This is a genomic window from Citrobacter meridianamericanus, assembly GCF_041320245.1.
Lineage (GTDB): Bacteria > Pseudomonadota > Gammaproteobacteria > Enterobacterales > Enterobacteriaceae > Citrobacter > Citrobacter meridianamericanus.
In genome coordinates, this window is the sequence record NZ_CP101036.1 from 3,193,383 (window position 1) to 3,214,752 (window position 21,370).

Here is a 21,370-nt window from a genome sequence, read left to right on the forward strand (position 1 = left end):
TTAATAACACCAACGGCTTCGTCAATGGTAAGCCAGACCGGCATGGAAGAATTATTGCTATAGCAGGGGAAAGCATTCATAACTTCTCCTTTCTTATTTTTCCAGAGGTTGTATTTCATCTTAAAGTGCAACCGCCACTCAGCACAAAATCAAAAAGAGAGTCTCAAGGTTATTTTTTAGCGATAAGATAGAAAAAAGAGTATGTTTAAGATAACAAATATTGAAGAGATGAATGTTTATTTAAGTATATACAACACTGGTATAAGGATATAATAACCAGGTGTTTCTTTCTGTCAAAAACAAGTTATTACACGATAAAGGAATATAAAAATGAATATCAGGTTAGTGATATTTTCATGTGCATTAGCATTACTGTTAACGGGATGTTCCCGCTCTCCCATTGATGCAAAAAAAAGCGGGAAATCGGTGCCAGTAAACAGCGTCAATAAAGATACAACACCACTCACCGATAAAGACATTTTCGGCAATGAGACCACACTGTCCATTTCAGAAGAAGATATTCAGGCCGCACTGGATGGTGAAGGTTTTCGTGTACCGTTAAATTCAGCCATAATTCTGGTCCAGTCAGGAAACCGCGCGCCCGAAATGTTAATGCAACAGGAAATGGCAAAATATTACCGGATATCAACATTCTCCGGCATCCCGGACAGACAAAAACCAATTTCCGGCAATAAGCTGCTTAAAAATGAGGAACGGGAAGCCGATGTCAGTGAAAATATGAATTATATGCAGGCATTACGTTATATTGCGGCAAAAGGCAATCAGAAGGCAATCATCGTTTACTGGGACGCATTACAGACCGGGATATATGATACAGCAACAAAAAGTACCCGCTGGTCAGATTACCGTAATGAAAAACTGAATGACACCACGTCACTACGCTATCTGGTTCGCTTCGCGCTTGTGGATGTGGCAACAGGGGAATGGGCCACCTGGTCTCCGGTTAACTATGAATACAGCATTCTGCCTGCCATGACAGGAAAAACGGCAGTAACAGATCAGCAAATTACCCAGCTCAGACAGAAAACCTATGCCACAGTGGTTAAAGATCTGGTCAACCGCTATCAGTAAACAACCTTATTACGTCTGCCGCCAATAATCTGTGGCGGCAGCCAGTGATATGAAAATACTCGCGCCTCCGGCTCATCTCTTTTTCCAGACCAGAAACCATGCCAGTGTCCGCGCCGTAAATGTGCGCGAACCTGCCGCCCGGTTGCAGCACTGACATCTGTTTCAGCGAATGCTGTCGCCAGCATTTCCCCCATATTTTCACCCACGCGCCAGTACCGGGGGCCATTTGCCGGAAACAGCCTGAACCCCTTTTTGGTTTTTACAGGTTTTGGCCTTGCCGGGTAACTTCCGGGCTGGCGTTCGCTGCCAATTTCCGGCTCGTCAGAACAGATGTACAGCAGAATCGATAATAATCGACCGACATCTCGGGCCTGGTTTTTCAGATATGTTGACAGGTATTCCGAATGCTTCAGTGCGTCAATCGTTTCGGGTGTTGCGCCACTGGCGTCCAGCCCCTGGTGAAACATATCTTCAAGTATGGTATTCACGGAACCCGTTTTAAGCCGAAAGGACTCCAGCTTTAACCCATTCTCCCGGTTCAACAGCAGATAAAGCGATTTATCATTTTTAACATCATTCTTGTTAACCATTGCCCAGAATCCGTACAATTCCTCTCCCTGCATACACATTCCCGGCGTACTGACGTAAATACACCATTCGGGAAAATGTAAAAAGACATCAACCGGCAGGCTATCGGAAAGTGGCGTTTCAGCCAGGACATTAAGCAGTGACGGATGCGGAGTATAAATTCCTTTGCTGTAGCGCCAGGTTCCCAGCACAGACAGTTTCTGGATTTCCAGCCAGACCGCCGGGGTAAATTCACGTTTCTGTCCCCCCATATACAACATCAGCCAGCGGGTGACCGGTAAAAAACACCAGTTCGGCCAGTCCGGAAATGCCTTCCCCTTCATCAGGCGCGCCTGCTCAATATTCGCCGTCACCTGCGGATGTTGTCTGCAAAAAGCATCGGCGATCCGGACAGGATCGATTATCTGGTTATTGACATCCAGCATCCTAATAGATCCGCTCGCTCCACAGACTATATGCACTGGTTCCGGCAATGCAGTGCTCCCAACTGATGCTTTCATAAATAAACGACACCGATTCTTCCGGCTGGCCCTGGCCGTTCAGAATGGTATCCGGCACCGCCAGATTAATGCTGGAAATTCTGGCGTTGATCAGTTTCAGTTTGTAATACAGTTCATTAATGCCGAAGCGATTGGTGCGATAAAAATCAAAATCACAGGTCAGGCATTCATTCTCGTTAATAGCCTTACTCAGCAAAGGCGAAGATTTGTCCACGGGTTTATGGATGCTCAGTTCCTGGTGATTCACGTTTTGCGCCCGGCTTAAACCATGATTTAACTCTGTCACCATAATTTGATCCAGATGTGCAAGCTGCGCTTTGTTACCAATGGAGGCCAGCGATGAGCATCCCGCCGAAATCAGCCCCTGAAATTGCCCGTTTAATGTCAGGTAAACCGGATTTGCCATGTTGTAATCTCCCTGAAAATAGTATGAATTAATGTTTGTCAGCCGCATCCGGGCTGGTTGAATTTTTCAGCAGCAGCCAGCGGCTTAACACGCCATCCAGCCGTTCATTTATCTGTTTTTCCAGAACGCCGGTTGTCTGCCCCTTTGCCTGGGCTTCCTGATACTGCGTCAGCAGCGACTCAAGCGGCGTCTCCTGGTTCAGCGTCCGCTCAGCCTGGTAAACCACCGTCTTGATATAAGAAAGCGTGAAGCCCTCTTTTGCCTGCTCGCGCTGAACCAACAGTTCAGCAAACGTGCGTAAATCCTGGCGGGTCTGCTGCCAGCCGGTCATCTGCGGACTGTTCTGTGCGCGGATTTTCAGCGTCTCATTCCACTGCGCGGTCGCCTGCTGCTGTTGCAGGCTATTCGGCCAGCGGCTATCGGCCGTCCGGACCATCTGCATGCCGGTTTCCAGCAGTTGCAGTGGGGACGCATCCGGAAGCTGTTGCAGTCGCTGCCCGTAGCTATTCAGGTCGGGAGACGCCAGCCAGACCGTGGCGGCCCCCTGGGCAGTGTCGTTTACCCTGGCCAGTTGCTGCTGCATCGGATACACCTGCCACCACCAGAGCGCGACAGCGATAATGGCAGTACAGACAGCGCCTGCTGCAAAGCCTTTCATGCCGGGATGCGGCACGTTTCCCGCCACGCGCGGATGAACCTCCACCTTCATTTCCGGCAGGTCAGGCAACGGCGGGACAATCTCCGCCGTTGTTGAAGTGGCGGCAACAGCGCTCTCCGGGGCATAGACCAGCGTCCTGACAGTGGTTTTGGCCTGCGAATCCATGCTGTTCCGGGGCCGTGGCTCCAGCCGTTTGCGTGTGTTTTGCACAAAGTACAACAGGTTCTCCACGCGCGGCAGGCGTTTCAGTTCCACCTGCTGGAGCTTGTCGCAGATAAGCTGCAACGCCCGTTCGGTACGGTACAGTAGCGGCAGGTCGGCCTCCGTGAAGGACAACTGCTGGCGCAGAATGCTGCCGGTGCGGGTATTGAACCAGTCGAGCATTTCCGTGCGTGCGGTTCCGTTCTGCGGCCAGAACGTGTCCCACTCATGGCTTATCATTGCCGCCAACAGTTCCGCGCCTTCGCAGAATCCCGCCAGACCCTGCGTGCGGGTGCGTGCCAGGGTGTAATAACTCGCGCTATGCAAATCCACACCGCTGGCTTTAAAAATCGCCAGCGCCAGCGACTCCACCAGACTCCAGTTCAGCTCCGGCTGTGACGGATGGCTGGCCTTGTTGATTTCCTCGCGAATGGCGCTGAATTCCGGCAGACCACGCGGGTCGCTGCCGGTCACAATCGTCTGCGTCAGTAAGTTGTCATTCATCCCTGTCTCCTCAGTACAGCGTATCCGGCAGACGGAACTGGCTGAACAGCCCGCCGCTGAACGGATTGTCTTCGGTATCGGTATGTACCCGGTACACCATCGCCCCGCCGTCCACGTTAAAGCGCACGCTGAAGGTACCGTCCTGCACGCCGGTAAGTTGCCCTGCGCCAAACAGCCGGAACTGCGCCCACGGCCCGCTGAAGCTGACGCTGCGCGGCGCGCCGCCGCTGAGGCCAATCAGCGTCAGCTTGCTTTCATTGCCTTCGCGCATGTTATTCGGCCACACCAGATGGGCGGTATAGTTGCGTCCCTGGCTGTAGTCCACTAACTGGCCGTCCAGGTTCAGCACGCTGCGCCGCTTGTTGCCGGAGAGCGACACGGTTTCCACCGCAAACTGCGTGCCCAGACCGTTCTGCCTGCTGAAAAAGATGTCGCGGATGTTCTGCGCCCGCTCCAGCTGTTGCAGCACATCCTCGCGAATAACGACGGCATCGTCGCCGTTCACCTCTGCGCCGCCCTCAACAAACAGCTTCAGGTTCTGCGCGTAGAACGTATCCAGCACGCCGCCGGGTTTAAAGAAGCGTTCAAATGCATCCAGCGACGCATCCTGCGGCGAACGCGGGTTAAACGGATACTTATCCGCCAGCTGCTCACTGAACGGTTTCACCACGCTGTCACGCCAGTCCACTTCCATGTAGTGGACGGCTTCCACCATCACCACATGCCAGGCCTGATCCGCCAGCTTACCCACCCAGCGGTTGAGCGGTGCGGGCAGCGTTTTTGCCATCTGGCGGGTGGCGAAAATCGGGTCGCTGCTGTTCTGGTCAAGCCGTAACTGCACGGCTTTCAGGGCCGATTTTCCCGGCGCGGGCGCATTCTGTATCGCCAGCAGGTAACGGTGCAGCTCCGTCAGTTGCCGGTAAACCGCCTGCATTGTGCTTTCTTTGTCTTTCTGCGCATCCAGCGTGCTGTTTTCCGGGGCAAACTCGTGACCGAGACGCGTCAGCAACGGGTAATCCGGCGCGTTCCGCGCCTCCTCACGCTCTTTATCATCCAGCGTGTCCGGCAGGATGATGGCATGAGTGTTGTCACGCAGCGCAGTTAATGCCCGCTGAAGCGGCTGGTCGCCGCTGATGATTTGCTCCAGCGCCCCGGTGAGTTCCGCGACGGACGCATAATCACGTACATTGAGGTTATCCATTCCGGCGCGCCAGGTGGCGGTGTAGTCACCAAGATATTGCTCGGTCAGCTGGCGCTGGATCTCCGTGCGGTCAACGAAGACAGCTCATGCTGGATACGGGTGTCACAGCCATGGGCCGGTGCCGGATTTGGTCACCTGGCGATACCCCGCGTCGGCCAGGAAGTGATAGTGGATTTCCTCAACGGCGACCCTGACCAGCCCATCATCATGGGGCGCACGTATCACCAGGATAACCGCTCTCCGGGCAGCCTGCCGGGAACGAAGACGCAAATGACCATCCGGTCGAAAACGTACAAAGGCGGCGGGTTTAACGAACTGCGGTTTGAGGATGCGACGGACCAGGAGCAGGTTTATATCCACGCGCAGAAGAATATGGATACCGAAGTACTGAATAACCGGACGACGGATGTGAAAGTGGACCATACGGAGACCATCGGTAATAACCAGAAGATAACGGTGGGACTCGGCCAGACGGTAACAGTCGGTAAGGAAAATGCGGGCGGTCATGACCAGACAATCACTGTTACTCATGACCAGAGTACAAGCGTAGGGAACGACCAGACACTCAGCGTTACGCATGACCAGAGTACGAGCGTAGGAAACGATCAGACGCTAAGCGTTACCCATGATCGCAAGAAAGATGTGGGTAATGATCAGAACAGTAAAGTAACCGGCGACGATACCGAGGCGGTGGAAAAATCACAGAATATTACCGTAGGGAAGGATTATACCCTGACGGTAACGGACAGTCTGACCATCAAAGTGGGGGAATGCGTCCTGAAAATGAACAAGGATGGCACGATCCTGCTGAATGGCGTGAAGATCCAGTTTAAAGCCGACGACAGTATAAAAGGTGTCGCCAGTACGGTTCATTTTAACTGACCGGGGGTCGCTTCATGCTTAGTCAGACAGTACGTCCTCTACTTGCAGAACAATACGCTGATATGCTGGCACAGAACCACAGAATGCGCGGAGTGTTGTTGTCCTCGCATTCACACACACCCGGCGATCTGACCCGGTTTGATCAGCGAATGCTGAAATGTCTGAAAGGGATGACGTTACTGAAAGGACTGTCATCCGCTTATCTCCGGGGGCAGCTTCAGGAGCCGTTGTCTGCGGGAGAATTGTTTGCCACTGCGCTGTTCGCCGCCAGTACGGATGACGAATTTCTGCTGTCAGGGTGTATCGGACTGTCGCAGGCGCTGCCCCGCCTGTTACCCGTATTGCTTTCTGTTGCGGGCTGGATGCCGGCACAATCCGCTTTATGGCCGCTGATGCTGTCGCTTCCTGCCTGCCGGGCTTATGTGGCGGTAGTCAGAAGCGATCTGGCTGCCTCTGTTGCGTTCAGCCAGCAGGAGATCCAGACACTCATTGAACAGGGAAGATATGTTGATTTTCTGCTTAATTTTTTGTGCCGCAGCACTTCTCCACTATTTGTCCCGGCGCTGGAGACGGTTTTTTCCTCTGGTCGGGATGAACTCATCCTGCAAGGGTGTCGCGCTGTTTTATGTTCACATCCGCTGACCGATGAGCATACCGGAACCGCCATCAGGCATCTTGTTCAACTGGCCCACAGTGAACGCGATGATATCCGGCTTCATGCCGTCAGGTCGCTGCTGACCTGCCAGGCCGGTCTTCCCCACAGCGAGTTAAGTGTGCTGACCGAAGAAGGCCCGGATACCCGCTTACGGATACAGGCGATGGGCTGGTCCGGATTGCCCGGATACATCCCTTCCCTGCTGACTTACTTTGATTCGCCTGAATACGCCCGTCTGAGCGTGCTATCCGTCATTGCGATCACGGGTTCGTTGCCTGAGCAGGACGGCTGGTTGCGTAAAAGAGATGACGATGTTTACTCCCCTGCTTCCCCCGATTCCGCTGACATTCCGGCGCGCGATCCTGAGCAGGGCGTGGGCTGGCCTGAACGCGCGGCATTTGCAGACTGGTGGCGAACTCAGGGAGAAAATTTTGCCCACAATACCCCGTATCTGTGCGGGCAACTGACCTCACCGGAGGGGCTGAACCGGGTACTCCGGCAGGGGTATCTGAATCTGCGGCCCCTGGCGCTGCTGCGTCTGGGGATATTCCCTGAACGGGCGGCCCTGCCCGCGGAACGCCAGAAAGGGTAAGTGAAAATGAATGAGGAAACGGCAATGCAACATATTTCAGAAGAGACCATCCTGCGTGATGAGAGCACCCAACTGACGGATAAAAAACCGGACATACCGGAAGAACTGGTTTTTACGGCACAACAAAAAATCACCCTGAGCTGCGGCAAATCACGCATCACGCTTTACCCGAACGGCAAGGTGGTCATCAAAGGTGAGTACATTCTCAGCGATGCGGAAGGTGTTAACCGGCTGTCCGGGGGGCGCATTGAAGTGAACTGAGTCGTCTTACGACAATCTTGCCGGATGGAAAAACAACAGTAACGGGAGCAGCAGAATGTGGCAGGTAAAAAACCAGACGCCCTATGCGGTAAAAGGAAGCTGGATCCGAAATGGTTCGGGCGAAGAAATCTGGACCATTGTTTTGAAAGCAACGTGGGATATTCTGCCTGACGGTGTGACAAAACGGTCTGCGGTTCAGCCTCCGGTTCATAGCGGCGCGGTATTTCAGGATGACGGTATTACATTACGCTATGAACCGGACACCGGCCCGACAAAAGCTGCCACCGACATTGTGCTGAACGGATGCGCCCATTCTCCGGATGGAAAAGCCGTTACTATGCTGCCTGTCGGCCTGAAGGTCGGCAACATGATCCGGCTTGCCCGTGTTTATGGCGAGCGGCGCTGGAACGGCAGAGAGTATGGTCAACCCGCCGCGTTTACCCGAATGCCGCTCAGCTATCACAATATGAGCCGGGGCGCTTTTTTCTCATTCTGCGGCAGTCATTACAATCCTGATGGCATCTCCGTTGACGAACGACCAGAAACCGGCATATCGGCATTACCGCATATTGAATTCTGCGGGGAAGATAATTTCCCCGGATTTGGCCCACAGCCGCGACACTGGCCCGGTCGTTTACAGTTTGCCGGAACGTATGACGCAGACTGGCAACGTAACCGTGCTCCCCTCCTGCCTGATGATATGGATGAACGTTACTGGCAGTATGCGCCACAACCGTTGTATGCCGGAGGAAGATTAAAAGGTGGTGAAATCGTCTGCCTGGGCAATATGACGCCCCCCGGCTATGGTCATGGTGGATTACTGACTTTTTCACTCCCCTGTATCGTGCCCGCATTTCGGACGCGGTTTTATGATGAAAGCATATGCGATCACCGGGCGGTACTGCACAGTGTGATTATTGAGCCTGATTTTCCCCGCGTCAGCCTGGTCTGGCATAGCACGCTTCCCTGCCATCACCAGATTAATCAGCTCGAATCCACCACGGTTTCAGACAAGCGTGACCTGTTTGTCAGGGCAAAAATGCTTCCCGCGACATTCCCTGAATGGGAGGCTTTATTATGACCGCAGTTATTGCCGCCGCCTGTACATTTCCTTCCGGCCCCACGCTGGCGCTGGCCGATATTGCTCATTACCTCCAGTTTTCTCTGACGCGTAAACACCTTCAGTGGACTGACCGGTGCCGGATACCGGTAAAAGCCTGCTATTTTCCGGAAATCGCCTCTGCGCCCCTGGACGAGCGCTTCCGGTTATTGCTTCGTCAGGTACTGATGGATCTGATGAATTCTCTGCCCGGTCTGAGGCAAACGCCGCCAGCGCAGGTGGGCCTGTTACTTCCCCCGCTGAACAGACCGGGAATTGATCCCACGTTAACGCAGGCAGCTCAGGAAGCCGTGGTGGAAAACACGGGCTGGAACAACTGCCCGGTAACGGCACTGCATGGCGGACGTGCGGAAACCGTTGCCCTGATGAAGAAGCTGACAGAAACGCCATTGCCGGAAGGCGCCGTCAGCGTTCTGCTGGCTGTTGATTCATGGTTATCTCCGCCGACCCTGAAATGGCTGGAAGAGGAGAATTTACTGCACGGTGCGCACCGCTTATATAACCGCATTGCGCGGGAGAACCCTTACGGACGGGTCCCGTCTGAGGGAGCGGCGGCGCTGGTAATAGCATCATCCTCCGGCAAATATTCACCATGGTGCCATATTCGTGGCACAGGGCAGGCTACGGAGAATATCCGGTATTCAGATGAAGGCGTCTGCCTGGGCGCGGGGCTGCGTGCAGCGGCGTTCCGGGCGCTGGAAACAGCAAAAATCACGTCACTGCATCATATTGTGAGTGATGCCAATGGCGAACCTTATCGCGCGGATGAATTGGGGTTCACCCTGTCGGCGCTGGGGGAGTATATCGATGACGATATGATACGGGAAACGCCCGTTCTGGCGTCAGGCGATTTGGGATGCGCCAGCCTGCTGATGCATATAGCGCTAACCGCATGGCGGCTTCATGCGTCAGAACAGCCCGGCGATACGCTGCTGCTTTCCTCGTCGGATGACGGGCAACGCAGCGCAATAGTCATGTCAGGGAGAGCGGAAGAATGATAACAATTAACATTAATGGACTCACGCTGTGCCATAAAGGCAGCGACGGTGTCAGCCACAATACGATGCCGGATGTGTGCAAAACCCCGCCCTTTGGCGTGCCGGTGGCATACGAAAACGAAGCATATTCATCGGACCTAGTAAAGGGAACGACGAGCGTGTTTGCTGATGGCGGCAATATGATAGCCAATATGGGCTCGCAGTTTGCTCGTAGTGTGCTTGATGAACCGGGGAGCATGGGCGGCGTGATATCGGGGACAAATAGAGCCGAAACAGACTGGATCTCGCACTCGTTTGATGTATTTTTTGAGGGAAAACCGGCGTGTCGCTTAACTGACAAACTGTTTATGAATCACCGGAATACGATGAACATGGCGGGACTGATGCAGGCACCACTTCCACCGGTTCCGGACCTGGAAGATGATGCATTTGTGCAGTCTGCCCAGGAGCCATTGTCCGAACCGAAAGATTACAAACCAATTATTAAGTTACAGGATGCGCCGGGTGTTAACGGCCTGCCGTTTATGACAAAACCCTGGCATATTGTGGTGGCGACATCGTATCTACAGGCCATTACCACCGATCAGTCGGTAATGACGGGAAACAGTGATAATTCTGGCTATCTGCTAAGTACAGAGGAACAACAGCGTGAGCTGATGAGCTTATATCAACAAAATCCCGCTCAGTTATGGCTGGTTGAGGGAAACCGTGCGCATAAAATTTCATTTTATCAGGCCGGTATAGATCAACCAGAGGTAGTACAGGATTTTTACGCGCAGGATACGATGGGGTATCACCGGGAGTTTAATCAGGTCATTAAATCGTGTTCGGGAAGCGAACTGTGGGAATGTGTCAGACGAGAAACAGGCGTGGCGGATGGTGAATCATTACTGGATTTACTGGCAGGGGACAATTAATCATGGCATCAATGAATCTTGATGACGCAATGAATACGTGCAGCGTCTATTTTACTGAAGAAAAAGAAAAAAGCTACGAAGCGACAGCAACCCACAGCCATTGGGTAAATTATACCAGCCAGAATGGTGGACCATCTGAAAATTTTGCCCAACATACAGAAGGGAATAAAGTAGATGCATTCCTGGGGGGGAAAGCGTACTTCAAGGCATTACTTGATGAGTTTGCAAAGGCCCAAAAAACGATTTATATCACCGGCTGGCAGGTAAACTGGGATGCGCAACTGGCAAAGGATATTCGCTTGGTTGACGCATTATTCAATGAGGTGCGTACAAAAAAAGACCTGAAAGTTTATATCATGCCCTGGAATTGTCGCGCTCCGGTACAGACGTATGCAAAAACCACAGAACGGGTATTTGCCGCACTTAATACCTTCCTGGGGCGGGAAGCGTTTTATGTCCGACTGGCCGGGGATCAGTCCGGTATCTTTTTTTCTCATCATCAGAAGTGTGTGGTTGTGGATGAGAACGTCGCGTTCGTGGGGGGTAGACCTGGCCTACGGGCGTTATGATGAGAATACCGGGCAGGAAGGATATAGCCTGGTCGCTGATGCAGAAGGCCGGAAAGGAATGAACCGATACAATTCCTGCGTGTACCACACTGAATCGGTGCTGGAGCTAGGAACGCTCGTGACGACAGACACTATTGGCTACGATCCGATGGATGAGTTAGTCCATTCACCGTACCCGCCAAAAAGAGAAGATCGGCCATGGGAGGAAGAGCAGAAGGCGGAACAGAACAGAAAGCAGGAGCATGAAGCGGCAAAACGCATTGCCTTAGCGGTGTTGAAACCACAGTATTATCAACGTCCGGATGCAGAAGAAGACAAATACAAAGACAAAGACAAAGACAAAGACAAAAACAAAAACAAAGACAAGAGTGTGAATGACCACGGATATAAATCGCCATATCACTGGCTGAATGCGTCAGTGCAGCCCCGGATGCCATGGCAGGATTACCAGGTCAGACTCTGTGGTCCGGTGGTGGATGATCTGATAAGGAATTTTGTCCGGCGCTGGAACAGCTACCAGCTCGAGGATCACGATACGGAGTTACAGACGAGTAAGCCGTATCTGGTGGCTCCTGAAGGATATCCGTCAGCGCAATGTGCCAATGGTTGCCAAGTACAGATGCTACGTAGCGCATCGCTGAAAATGCGGAATGCAGAAGGTATCGGAGAGCCGAAAATGAAGCAGGATGATATTTATCGAAGTGTACACCAGTTGATAAGCAAGGCGGAGCATTATATTTATATTGAGAACCAGTTTTTTATTTCGGCGTTTGGAAAGCCGTCAATTCCGGACAGTGCGCCGCTAAGTGAGGTAGCCGGAAGCCTGTCCGGTCAGATAGCGGCGGTGGCGACGAAAGCGGTTCCCGGTAATTCCAATGCAGAACCGGAGAATGAGATAGCAGAATGGCTGGGAGAGAGAATAAGCCAGACCATTTATGCGAAAAACACACAACCGTTCCATGTGTGTATAGTGCTACCGGTACATCCGGAAGGAAAACTGGATGAAGCGTCGATCGTGGCGCAGATACACCAGACGAGACAGACACTGGTATCTGGCAGCCGTAGTCTACTGAACCGGGTGCGACAGGCGTTGTGGGTGAAAGGCTGGCTGGAGAAGAATAATATTTCAAGGGCCAAGTGGTGCTCTGAGATACCGACGAAGGAAACAGAGTGTGAAAAGAACCGATGGTATGAAGAAATCAGCTATGAGGCATGTGCGAAGTATGTGACGTTGCTGAATCTGCGAGCGTGGTCGGAAGTGGGCGGCGTGCCGGTAACGGAGCAGATTTACGTCCACAGCAAGTTGATGATCGTGGACGACCGCTATGTACTGGTGGGGAGTGCGAATATCAATGAGCGCAGTCAGTTGGGAGACAGGGATTCGGAACTGGCGGTGATGATAGCGGATACGGAGGGGGGATATCAGGATATAGACGGTTCAGGAGAGCTTACACCTTACAGAAAATTTGCATGTGATTTACGGAAGAGTGTATGGGCGAAACTTCTGGGTCATGCTGCCGGGGACTTCCCTGAGTTTCTGGCGATGCCTGCAAAACCAGAGGGATGGCAGAAGATAAGGGAACTGGCGATGAAAAATGCAGGGATATATGAGGATGCATTTGATTTTATCCCAAGGAATTATTTAAATAAAGTAGATATAAATGACCAATATGAAGATAATGCAGAAGAAGATCCTTCATCACTCTGGCCTGTATTCAAATCTAATAAATTTGATCCAAAAGAAGCAGCCAAAGAAATGCCATTTTCAGCTAATTTCTGGGAAACATATAAGGAAAAATCAAAAAATAAATCTGATAAGCTGAAGGAAATAAAGGGATATATAACGTTGCTTCCCATTCATTGGACCGAAGATGAGAATAATTTAGTTGATTATCATGTGGAACTTATTGATTAAGTGAATATGGCTTTATATTTCACAGTAAAAAGGGTTAATATATAATGAAGTGTATTTATTTTTCTGTTTTTCTATTTTTCTATTCATTGACTGGTATAGCCAAAAATATAACATGGAGGGATGAGTGCATTGGGTATTATCAATTGCAAATACCTGATAATTTAGATGTTGGGATTTATCCATCCAATCGAACTTATACTAAAGATTTGGCAATGAGTTCTATTTTTACTGAACAAAAGAAATCTCCCGGAAAAACCATGATAGTTAAAGGTAGATATTCAAATTTTTACTACAAAAAATATAAAATATTGATATCAGAAAATGGCTTTTTTAATATTGAGTCTTATAAAGAAAAGGTTATTAAAAAAATAGCAGAGCAGGGCGATGTTTTTCATATAAAAAAAATATTCTTCTGATGCTTTTTTTATTTCACATGAAAAATCTCATTCTCTATATATTCAGGCTGGACATAGATTATATCAATTTATGAAAGGGAATAATGATCTTTTTCGACTTGGTGATAATGGCTATCTAAGTAATGAATCCGGGGTTCTTTCGTTATTAAATAATTTTCAGGCAAGAACATTGTATGATGTACCAACAGAAAGAGGTTTTTGTTTACCATATGGATTTATTTCTCACGACTCAGGAAAAGAGGATAGAAATATAATAGTGTCATACAGAATGCTCGCTCATCCTGACGTAATGATTGTCTTTCAGGATGCCAGTTTCCAGCTACCTTATATGGTTCCACGTAATAATGACCTTTCGACCGTAAAAGACTATGATGCGAAAGATTACGCCAAATGGCTGTGGAATCATATTTATATGCTGTATCCAAATCAAGAAAGAAAACTGTTATGGCCCCGTTGGTTTACAGTAAAAATGGATGGCAGGAAAGGCGTTGGCTCTTTCCTTGAGGTTACAAAGGAAAACGGTGAAAATGATTATGGTTATCTGGCATTCGTTCGGGGTAATCCGAATAATCTTATTGAAGAACCAGACCTTCAGGTTTTTGTCAGTAGTGTTTCTGATATTGCAGAAGGTCATCCACGTATGACACCTGATGAGTTGAAGGCACTGGCAGAACATATCGTAAATTCAGTAAAACATCGTTAGCCGTGGTAATGTGTATTGAGTTAATTTTTGTTTTGAATATTTATTTCAAAAATATATATTCAGAACATGATGATAATGTTGGTTAATATACTAATGGTTTTTCTAATTTTCACAATATTTGATGTCATAAATATGTGTTAAAGCTTATTGCATATATCCCATTTTATATTGATTGAGAGAGTGTTTTAAATGAAAAAATATTGATGGTAATTGTAATGATTAGCTCACTTTCCGGATGCGGGAGCTTTATTTTGAGTATGTGCAAAAGCTGTGCTGGTGCATTTCCATCATATTCATCAGTAACCGCCCCTCTCCCAACACTGCCAGAATAAAACCTTCATTATAAATGATTGAGTAAGGAGAGCGCGCAAATTACTCTATAATTATTTTACCCAGCCTTTCTGATTTTATTATTGATTCAGGCTGGATGGTTTTAGTCATTATCCAGAATGCATTTGAGGAAATAGAAAAATGTTAAAAGTATTGTCAGGAACATTACTCGCCTTATTGATGGTTTTTCCAGCCTTCGCGAAGTTGAACGCACACGAAGAGGCCCGTATTGAAGCGATGCTTCAGGCGCTTTCGCAAAAGCAGGATTTAGTTTTTATTCGTAACGGCAGCGAGCATACCTGCGAAGAAGCGGTTTCTCATCTGCGTCTTAAATTAAGCAACACCCGTAACCGCATTGATACTGCCGAACAATTTATCGATAAAGTCGCGTCATCATCATCTATCACAGGTAAACCTTATCTTGTGAAACTCCCCAACAAAGAGAACGAAGAAGCCAGACCGTTCCTGCATGAACTGCTTGCTCAAACGGATGAAATGTTACCCTGAAATTAAACAGTACAGGCAGATGCACTGATACCAATACTAAATAAGAAAAGAGAATATAGCTGGGGCAAGAGGATAAATTACTGAATTGTTTCATTTGATAATAAATCAAAATTTTATTTTTAATAAAAAATCGATTTATGCCCTCGCTCTGTAACCATAAAAGGTCTCGAAAATTTATTGTTGCATATTCCATTTATTTGAGTCCTTTCTTGTTTTCCTGTGGATATTGTTTGGTTTAAAATTACTTATGAGCATTTATGAAAACCCATCCAGTGGAAATAGTTTATAACTCGTTGACCCGTATTGTTTCCCCATACATGTTTTTTCCTGAAAAGACACACAATTACTCTTGAACTATTTTCCTAAATCGTATTTTTTCACAAGGAAATATATATGACCGCAACACTTTGGATGTTTACAAGAGATAGCAATGTAATAAAACTACAACAATTACTCAATAAAAATAAAGCTTTTCCAAAACTCGCGGAAGACAGTATTTTTGGAAAAGATACATATAATGCAGTAAAGATATTTCAGCGACACAATGGGCTGAAGGATGATGGTGTTGTGGGGCCACAAACCTGGCGAAAACCAGGTGTTCAGGACACATTCATAAATGCTTCATCTGCTGGTCCTTCAACTAGTTCGCCAACCAGATCCCCTGTTGGTTCAAATGATACGGTAGCTGAGACAAGTCAGGGATTCTGTTTTCCCTTCCCGAAAATTCCCGAAAGATTATGGACGAACGGAGGCCGCCAATTTGGCGCTCCGCGCAAAGCCAAAGATGGAAGTCCACGCAAACATGCTGGCTGTGATTTAATATTCCCGGTTGGGACACCGATTTATGCTGTTGCTGACGGAGTATTGGTTCAGAACCCGTATTACTTCTATTCTGGTACTTACGCTGTAGAAATCAGACATGGTAATCTTCTTCTTCGTTATGGCGAAATTGCTCCTGGCTCATGCTCATACTCTGGTGGTTCATCTGTCAAAAAAGGGCAGATTATTGCTAAGGTTGGGCGGTTGCAAAGTGGTTCATCTATGTTGCATCTGGAGATTTATACCAACGCCGCATCTTCGGCCAGTCTTACAACACGTGTAGGAGATTTCAGGAGGCGTTCTGATATAACAAATCCTGCACCATATCTGAATGAATGGAAAAATAATCTTCCCAAACCTTGACCTCCAAGGAATCGATGACGATGCTTAAAAATATAATATTTCTCTTAGCTTTGATGTTATCTGGCATTGCTTGTTGTGCTGCAACCGAATCTAGCAACATACCGTTGAATGACCCAAACGCTAATAACTTTGACATTGGTGAGATTACTGATGGGGAGATTACTGATGATTTGAGGCACTCTACTTGTACTCTGAGCTTAGCCGACAATAAGGAAAAGGATTCCTATAACTATATTGAAGGTGCAATTTGCCCAGTGGGTGGAGAAGAGTGTACATACTCTGCCATCATGAAGTTAAATGGGAAGATAACTATACTGAAACAAATATCATCGGGAGAAAATATCTCAGTATTCAAAAACAAAGACATTTCGGTCACTGTGGAGCAGACTCCGATTGCAGAGTCAACAGAGGATGAGGAAGGAAGTGATATTAAAGCTGTTATCATCATCAAAACAAGAAACGGCGAAAAGAAATTTAATATGCCTGGATACTGCGGTGTTTAAAAACAAATCCTCTGCTATGGATAGTCTCATCTGGAGCATGAGCTTATGAGAAAAACGAGAACTGAAAATCATCGTAAAGCCTGGACTCAGGTAGAACTGGAATTCGTGAAAACGTATTACGGTACAGTACCTACCGAAAACATTGCAAAAATCCTGGGGCGAACCTTTGATGCTGTCAGATGGGTAGTACGCAATCAGAAACAGAGACTAATGGTTCCATATCACCCATGGACGGAAGCAGAGAAAGAAATTATTCGTACTCATTTTGCTACTGGGAACGGAATTGCAGATATTCTGCCATTGCTGCCAGGAAGGACACGAGGAGCAATCTATCTTATGAAAGATAAGCTGGATGTCCACAGTACCCGGCAATGGAGTCAACAGGAACGTCAAATTTTGTCGCAGTATTATCCGGTTGAAGGTATGGCCGTCACAGACCGTTTAACTGGCAGAACTCGCACCTCAGTGAGGCAAGCAGCACATGCAATGGGCCTAAAATTGCCAGATAGTAAGGCGAGACCAGTACAACAAAAATGGAGTAAAGAAGAATTGCAGCGACTGGAAACGAATCAGAATCTGTCTTTGTCTGAACTAACAGCCCTGTTTCCAGGACGCACGTCTGTGTCAGTACGTAAAGCTCGTGTCCGGCTGGAAAAACGTCAACAAAAGCACACTTCAAATAGCGAATAATAACGCAAAGTTAACGGATTGTTTTTCAACCAGGATAGTTCTCTGGAATGAGGGACCATCATGTTGTGACGTCCCCTGCTCCCTCCTAAGCCTCTTTCCATACTTTGGGCTAAAAGGCCGGATCAATATGAAGACACCCCTTTAGGATGTTGTAACTATTTATATGATTCCATACAGAGAAGGACATTTGGCCCAGGTTAAAGCTTCCACACCTGTGATATTCTGTTGTGATTAATTTCAGGGAGTTGAGCTAAGTATAGCTCTGTCAGAATAATGAAGAATTCGTCGAAACATATCCTTTCCGCATGGCAGGATTATCTGAAATTCAGCGGTGCGGAAAAGAGTAAAATACCGGCCAGCCAGGCACATGAGCACCACCAGCTCATGCTCGGTAAAGATAACTGTAACGAAAACCAGAACGGGGTAGTGATCAGCGTTACGCCAGAAATGCGCGAAAACTGGCGCAGGCGTTTCGTCAAATATGGCGAAAAAGGTGAGATTACCCATATTGAGCCTGTCAATCTGCTGTTTCCGGTGCTGCGCTGTATCGAAAATGAACGTGGCAGAACCAACGTAAAATATATGCCGCTGTTCTCTTTTCCACTCCCCAAATCCTTCTTTGAACAGGGCAATACCTCGCTGCTGGTTCCTGTCAAAGACGGACAGCTGGTCAGCGCCTTCCCCTTCGCTTTTCGCGAAATGTTTGGCATCCAGCTGAATGAACTGGGTGAGAACCGCCATATGATGAGTATCGTCAGTGCGCTCACCGGGTGTAAATATGACACCTTCCTTGAGGCGTTTGAGGCTCTTCAGGCATGGGTTGCTCAGCAATCAAACCGTAAATACCAGGGACTGGAAACTGCGTTTAACGCCCTGGTGGCTCCACTGCATAATGAAGATTACAACCTCAAACGTGATTCGGAAGATTTCACCTGGTTGTGCGATAACGCGGCTGGTGACTTCCCTCTGCTGGAGCAGTATCTCAACCATATTCACAATGACAGGAACACGCCTGACATATACGAAGTGGTAACCGGCGGTTTGTTTGAAACACAATACCCGCTGGGCCATGGACAGATGGCCGCAATACAGGCCATTAATCAGGATGAGCGCCTGATTGCCGTGCAGGGAGCGCCGGGTACGGGTAAAACAACGCTGTTCAAGTCACTCATCGCACAACAGCTGGTTGCCAGAGCACTGGCTATTGCTGATGGAAAGGACCAGAACTTCGGCATGCTGGTCACGTCCACTGCAATAAAAGCGGTGGAGAATATCATTGACGATCTGCGCAGTGACCCTGCAACCCAGGATCTTGACTGGTTATGGTTTCATAGCGGCTCAAACGAACAGGTTCAGCATGAGCTTACCCGGCTTGAGCAACTGATCGGCCGCTGGCGACAGGAAAGCTATGACGAGCAGCACCAGCGCGATTTTTTAGCTGTTTTGCTCAGACATCGCGAAGAGTTGAACGCCTGTTACCGGGCGTATCTGAATGAAAAGGCAACCGCGATACAGTCTGTTGTGGATTGTGGTCTGGACACCAGCAACGCAGAAGAACTTCCGGTACGTTTTATGGCAAAAATCCCCCCGGTAGCCGCGCATGCACAGCAACTGGGGATTGACGTTTCACCGCATCATCCCGACGACCTGGACAACTTAATCAACCAGCTGGAGCAACGCCTGCAGGAACTCCGCGGGATAAAAGCCCAGCGTTTGCAGGCCAGCAGAATTTATCAGACATTGCAGGCGACATGGCCGCAGCAGCATGATCTGGTGCAGATACTGCGCTGGATGGATTCACCGCTACGCCCTGCTCTGGAACTGCATTACCGTGACTATCCGCGTAAAGGGATAAAGCGTTATCTGGCCCGCCTGTTCGAGGGAAAATATCCGACACGGCTGCAACAAATGAATCTTGCTGCACCGGAGGACTTTCAGCATTTCAGTCTTTCCGCCCTGCCCCATCGCCAGTTAGCGGCTCTGGCTGATGCGGGAGAAATACTGTCGCATCAGACAGACAATCTGGCCCTTCTGGAACTACTCATGCAGGACGAACCCGATGAGCAGCAGGAAGAAAATCTGGTGAACCTTTGCGCTGATATCGCAACGCTCCGGCAACAATGGCAGCGGGTCATCCGGGCACAACAGGTTACAGCGCAGTATCAACAACATTATCCCGAGGGTAACTGGTGTGACATTTTGCGCAAACGCTTCATCAGGCAACACCGGGAAATGTTTGAAGCCGCTATCGGCTATCTCTGGCAGGAACAACTGAAGCGGAAAATTGAACTGGAAGAAGTGCTGACACACTGGCGGGCTCTGATGAGTAATCGCCGCAGCGCGGGATACTATCGCTGGTTGGATAAGCTGGATGAATTCTATCGCGCGCTGTCACTGGTGTATCCGGTAATGGCAACCACGCTGGTCTCCGCGTGGAAAGTGGCTGGCTATCGTAAGCTCGATGAACTCAAGGGGCATAAACCCTGGAATCTGGCACTGTGCGATGAAGCAGGCATGATTTCGCTTGAATCTCTGGTACCGCTATTGAGCCGAAGCGAGAAAGCGATGATTGTCGGCGATCCCCTGCAAATCGAACCCATCAGGAATCTGTCAGAAAACCTGCAAACACAACTGCGCGAACGTCATTTTGCTGATAATAATACGTTATATGAGCGGGTCTCACCTGCAAGCGTTACAGGCTGGCACCGCGCGGCAGGTACACTTTCCGGACGAGTAGATGATACCGGCAACGGTATTATTCTTGATGAGCATCGTCGGTGCCAGAAACCCATTGCCGATCTTTTTATCCGGCTGGCGGGCTATCATGGCGTCAGCGTGGAAACGGCCTCGCCTTCCGACCGCATTGCCAGCGCCTTTGAGAAGTCTGGTGGGCATCATTTGATGTTCTACAGCGTCGAGGGCCAGAAAGGCGATATGGTTAACACTAATCTGGATGAAGTCGATGCTATTGAGCAACTGCTGAATAAGCTGGAAGAAGCTGGTTACGATCTGACTGCCGATGTGGGCATCGTCACTCCCTATAGCAATCAGAAATCATTACTGATCAAGCGCCTTGCCCAGCGTATGAATCACTGGCAGAAAAACTGCATTGGTACAGTGCATCAGTTCCAGGGCGTGGGCTTTGAGGTCATCATTTACAGCCCGGTAATTTTTCATCCCCTTGATAATCCAAATTTTCAAAACGATGCGCCTAACATGCTGAATGTCGTGGTTTCACGCGCAAAACAGCAGTTTATCGTGGTAGGTAACCACCACCGGTTGCGACAGGCTGGTGGATACCTGAAAGTTCTTGCGGACACTGTTGCTGAAGATTTTCTTCTTGAACAGGGTAGCCAGCATCCAAATTTCGACAGTCTGAGCCAGACACCGCGTTTACAACGTTATTACCGCGACTGTGAACATATCGCCGCATTCAGTTCACTGGCGAGCCAGTGCGAACAGGAACTGGTTATCATCACTCCGTGGATCCGTCGGGGCGGTAAACAATATCAAAGACCGGAACTGGCACAACTGGTCGCAACACAACGACGTGGTGTCAGCGTTAAAGTCTACTACGGTTACTACCATCAACGTCTGGACCGTGCAGAGGATAATGATGAAACTCTGATTGCTGAGTACCGTGAACAACTGGGAAAAGACAATATTACCCGCCTGACTGAAGGTACCCATGAAAAGGTACTGATGATCGATGGCCGCTACATTGTTCTCGGGAGCTGGAACTGGCTGTCTCATGGTTATCATGATAGCTGTGAGCGTAGTGAGCAGTTCAGTAATGCTATTCGTCATGAGATTAGCGCAGAGCTTGATGATGTGTCACTGGTGAAAGAACTTAGGGAGAGGTTGCGGCTGGAATAACTGACAAAGAACTAAAGCTGATAAACTGATCTCAACTGAATCTTCGACATTACGACGATTCAGTTCTCAGTGCTATCTTTTCGTATATCTCAATATATAAAAAC

At 49.0% G+C, this 21,370-nt stretch carries 18 protein-coding genes and 2 pseudogenes; 16 read left to right on the top strand and 4 right to left on the bottom strand.

What is annotated here, in order from left to right; translation table 11 throughout:
• Nucleotides 1-330: 330 nt before the first annotated feature.
• Nucleotides 331-1,092: a hypothetical protein gene (locus NMD08_RS15730; protein ID WP_252838185.1), complete on the top strand. Its 762-nt coding sequence runs from the start codon at nucleotides 331-333 to the stop codon at nucleotides 1,090-1,092.
• On the opposite strand, the gene NMD08_RS15735 is transcribed toward NMD08_RS15730, so the two are convergent.
• From NMD08_RS15735 to NMD08_RS15750, 4 genes and pseudogenes are all read right to left on the bottom strand, one after another.
• A complete protein-coding gene (locus NMD08_RS15735) occupies nucleotides 1,086-2,105 on the bottom strand; it encodes a hypothetical protein (protein ID WP_252838184.1) in 1,020 nt (339 codons plus the stop codon). The genes NMD08_RS15730 and NMD08_RS15735 overlap by 7 nt on opposite strands.
• A 1-nt stretch (nucleotide 2,106) precedes the next feature.
• Complete coding sequence (locus NMD08_RS15740; protein WP_252838183.1) at nucleotides 2,107-2,586, bottom strand: Hcp family type VI secretion system effector; 480 nt, start codon at nucleotides 2,584-2,586, stop codon at nucleotides 2,107-2,109.
• A 28-nt stretch (nucleotides 2,587-2,614) separates the two neighbouring features.
• The gene (locus NMD08_RS15745; RefSeq protein WP_370618507.1) at nucleotides 2,615-3,949 is read right to left on the bottom strand and encodes a VasL domain-containing protein; all 1,335 of its coding nucleotides are present in this window, start codon (nucleotides 3,947-3,949) and stop codon (nucleotides 2,615-2,617) included.
• A 10-nt stretch (nucleotides 3,950-3,959) separates the two neighbouring features.
• Nucleotides 3,960-5,222 (bottom strand): annotated as a pseudogene (locus tag NMD08_RS15750) (type VI secretion IcmF C-terminal domain-containing protein); the annotation flags it as partial.
• Between the two features lie 3 nt (nucleotides 5,223-5,225).
• Here NMD08_RS15750 and NMD08_RS15755 point away from each other — a divergent pair.
• The 15 genes and pseudogenes from NMD08_RS15755 to NMD08_RS15825 form a co-directional block, all read left to right on the top strand.
• Nucleotides 5,226-6,032 (top strand): annotated as a pseudogene (locus tag NMD08_RS15755) (type VI secretion system Vgr family protein); the annotation flags it as partial.
• Nucleotides 6,033-6,046: 14 nt separating this feature from the next.
• On the top strand, nucleotides 6,047-7,279 hold the full coding sequence (locus NMD08_RS15760; RefSeq protein WP_252838171.1) for a hypothetical protein: 1,233 nt from the start codon (nucleotides 6,047-6,049) through the stop codon (nucleotides 7,277-7,279).
• Between the two features lie 24 nt (nucleotides 7,280-7,303).
• Nucleotides 7,304-7,540, top strand: a complete 237-nt coding sequence (locus NMD08_RS15765; RefSeq protein WP_016149962.1) for a hypothetical protein — start codon at nucleotides 7,304-7,306, stop codon at nucleotides 7,538-7,540.
• A gap of 55 nt (nucleotides 7,541-7,595) precedes the next feature.
• A complete protein-coding gene (locus tag NMD08_RS15770; protein ID WP_370618510.1) occupies nucleotides 7,596-8,621 on the top strand; it encodes a DUF2169 domain-containing protein in 1,026 nt (341 codons plus the stop codon).
• Nucleotides 8,618-9,658, top strand: coding sequence for a hypothetical protein (locus NMD08_RS15775; RefSeq protein WP_252838169.1), 1,041 nt, complete (start codon nucleotides 8,618-8,620; stop codon nucleotides 9,656-9,658). Before NMD08_RS15770 ends, NMD08_RS15775 begins: the two co-directional genes overlap by 4 nt.
• A complete protein-coding gene (locus NMD08_RS15780) occupies nucleotides 9,655-10,575 on the top strand; it encodes a DUF4150 domain-containing protein (protein WP_247751099.1) in 921 nt (306 codons plus the stop codon). Before NMD08_RS15775 ends, NMD08_RS15780 begins: the two co-directional genes overlap by 4 nt.
• Nucleotides 10,576-10,577: 2 nt before the next feature.
• The gene (locus NMD08_RS15785; RefSeq protein ID WP_370618513.1) at nucleotides 10,578-11,144 is read left to right on the top strand and encodes a hypothetical protein; all 567 of its coding nucleotides are present in this window, start codon (nucleotides 10,578-10,580) and stop codon (nucleotides 11,142-11,144) included.
• Entirely contained in the window at nucleotides 11,095-13,059 is a 1,965-nt protein-coding gene (locus NMD08_RS15790; RefSeq protein WP_370618515.1) for a phospholipase D-like domain-containing protein, read from the top strand. The genes NMD08_RS15785 and NMD08_RS15790 overlap by 50 nt, the downstream gene beginning before the upstream one ends.
• 44 nt (nucleotides 13,060-13,103) lie before the next feature.
• Nucleotides 13,104-13,475, top strand: coding sequence for a hypothetical protein (locus NMD08_RS15795; protein ID WP_370618517.1), 372 nt, complete (start codon nucleotides 13,104-13,106; stop codon nucleotides 13,473-13,475).
• A gap of 70 nt (nucleotides 13,476-13,545) precedes the next feature.
• Nucleotides 13,546-14,178 (top strand): T6SS immunity protein Tli4 family protein, encoded by a 633-nt coding sequence (locus NMD08_RS15800; RefSeq protein ID WP_370618519.1) that lies wholly within the window; start codon nucleotides 13,546-13,548, stop codon nucleotides 14,176-14,178.
• A 471-nt stretch (nucleotides 14,179-14,649) separates the two neighbouring features.
• Nucleotides 14,650-15,015: a YfeK family protein gene (locus NMD08_RS15805; protein WP_016149956.1), complete on the top strand. Its 366-nt coding sequence runs from the start codon at nucleotides 14,650-14,652 to the stop codon at nucleotides 15,013-15,015.
• Nucleotides 15,016-15,408: 393 nt separating this feature from the next.
• Nucleotides 15,409-16,197: a peptidoglycan-binding protein gene (locus NMD08_RS15810; RefSeq protein WP_370618522.1), complete on the top strand. Its 789-nt coding sequence runs from the start codon at nucleotides 15,409-15,411 to the stop codon at nucleotides 16,195-16,197.
• Between the two features lie 20 nt (nucleotides 16,198-16,217).
• Nucleotides 16,218-16,700: an adhesin gene (locus NMD08_RS15815; protein WP_370618524.1), complete on the top strand. Its 483-nt coding sequence runs from the start codon at nucleotides 16,218-16,220 to the stop codon at nucleotides 16,698-16,700.
• Nucleotides 16,701-16,745: 45 nt separating this feature from the next.
• Entirely contained in the window at nucleotides 16,746-17,390 is a 645-nt protein-coding gene (locus NMD08_RS15820; protein WP_252838164.1) for a hypothetical protein, read from the top strand.
• A gap of 273 nt (nucleotides 17,391-17,663) precedes the next feature.
• A complete protein-coding gene (locus NMD08_RS15825; protein WP_370618526.1) occupies nucleotides 17,664-21,266 on the top strand; it encodes an AAA domain-containing protein in 3,603 nt (1,200 codons plus the stop codon).
• Nucleotides 21,267-21,370 lie beyond the last annotated feature (104 nt).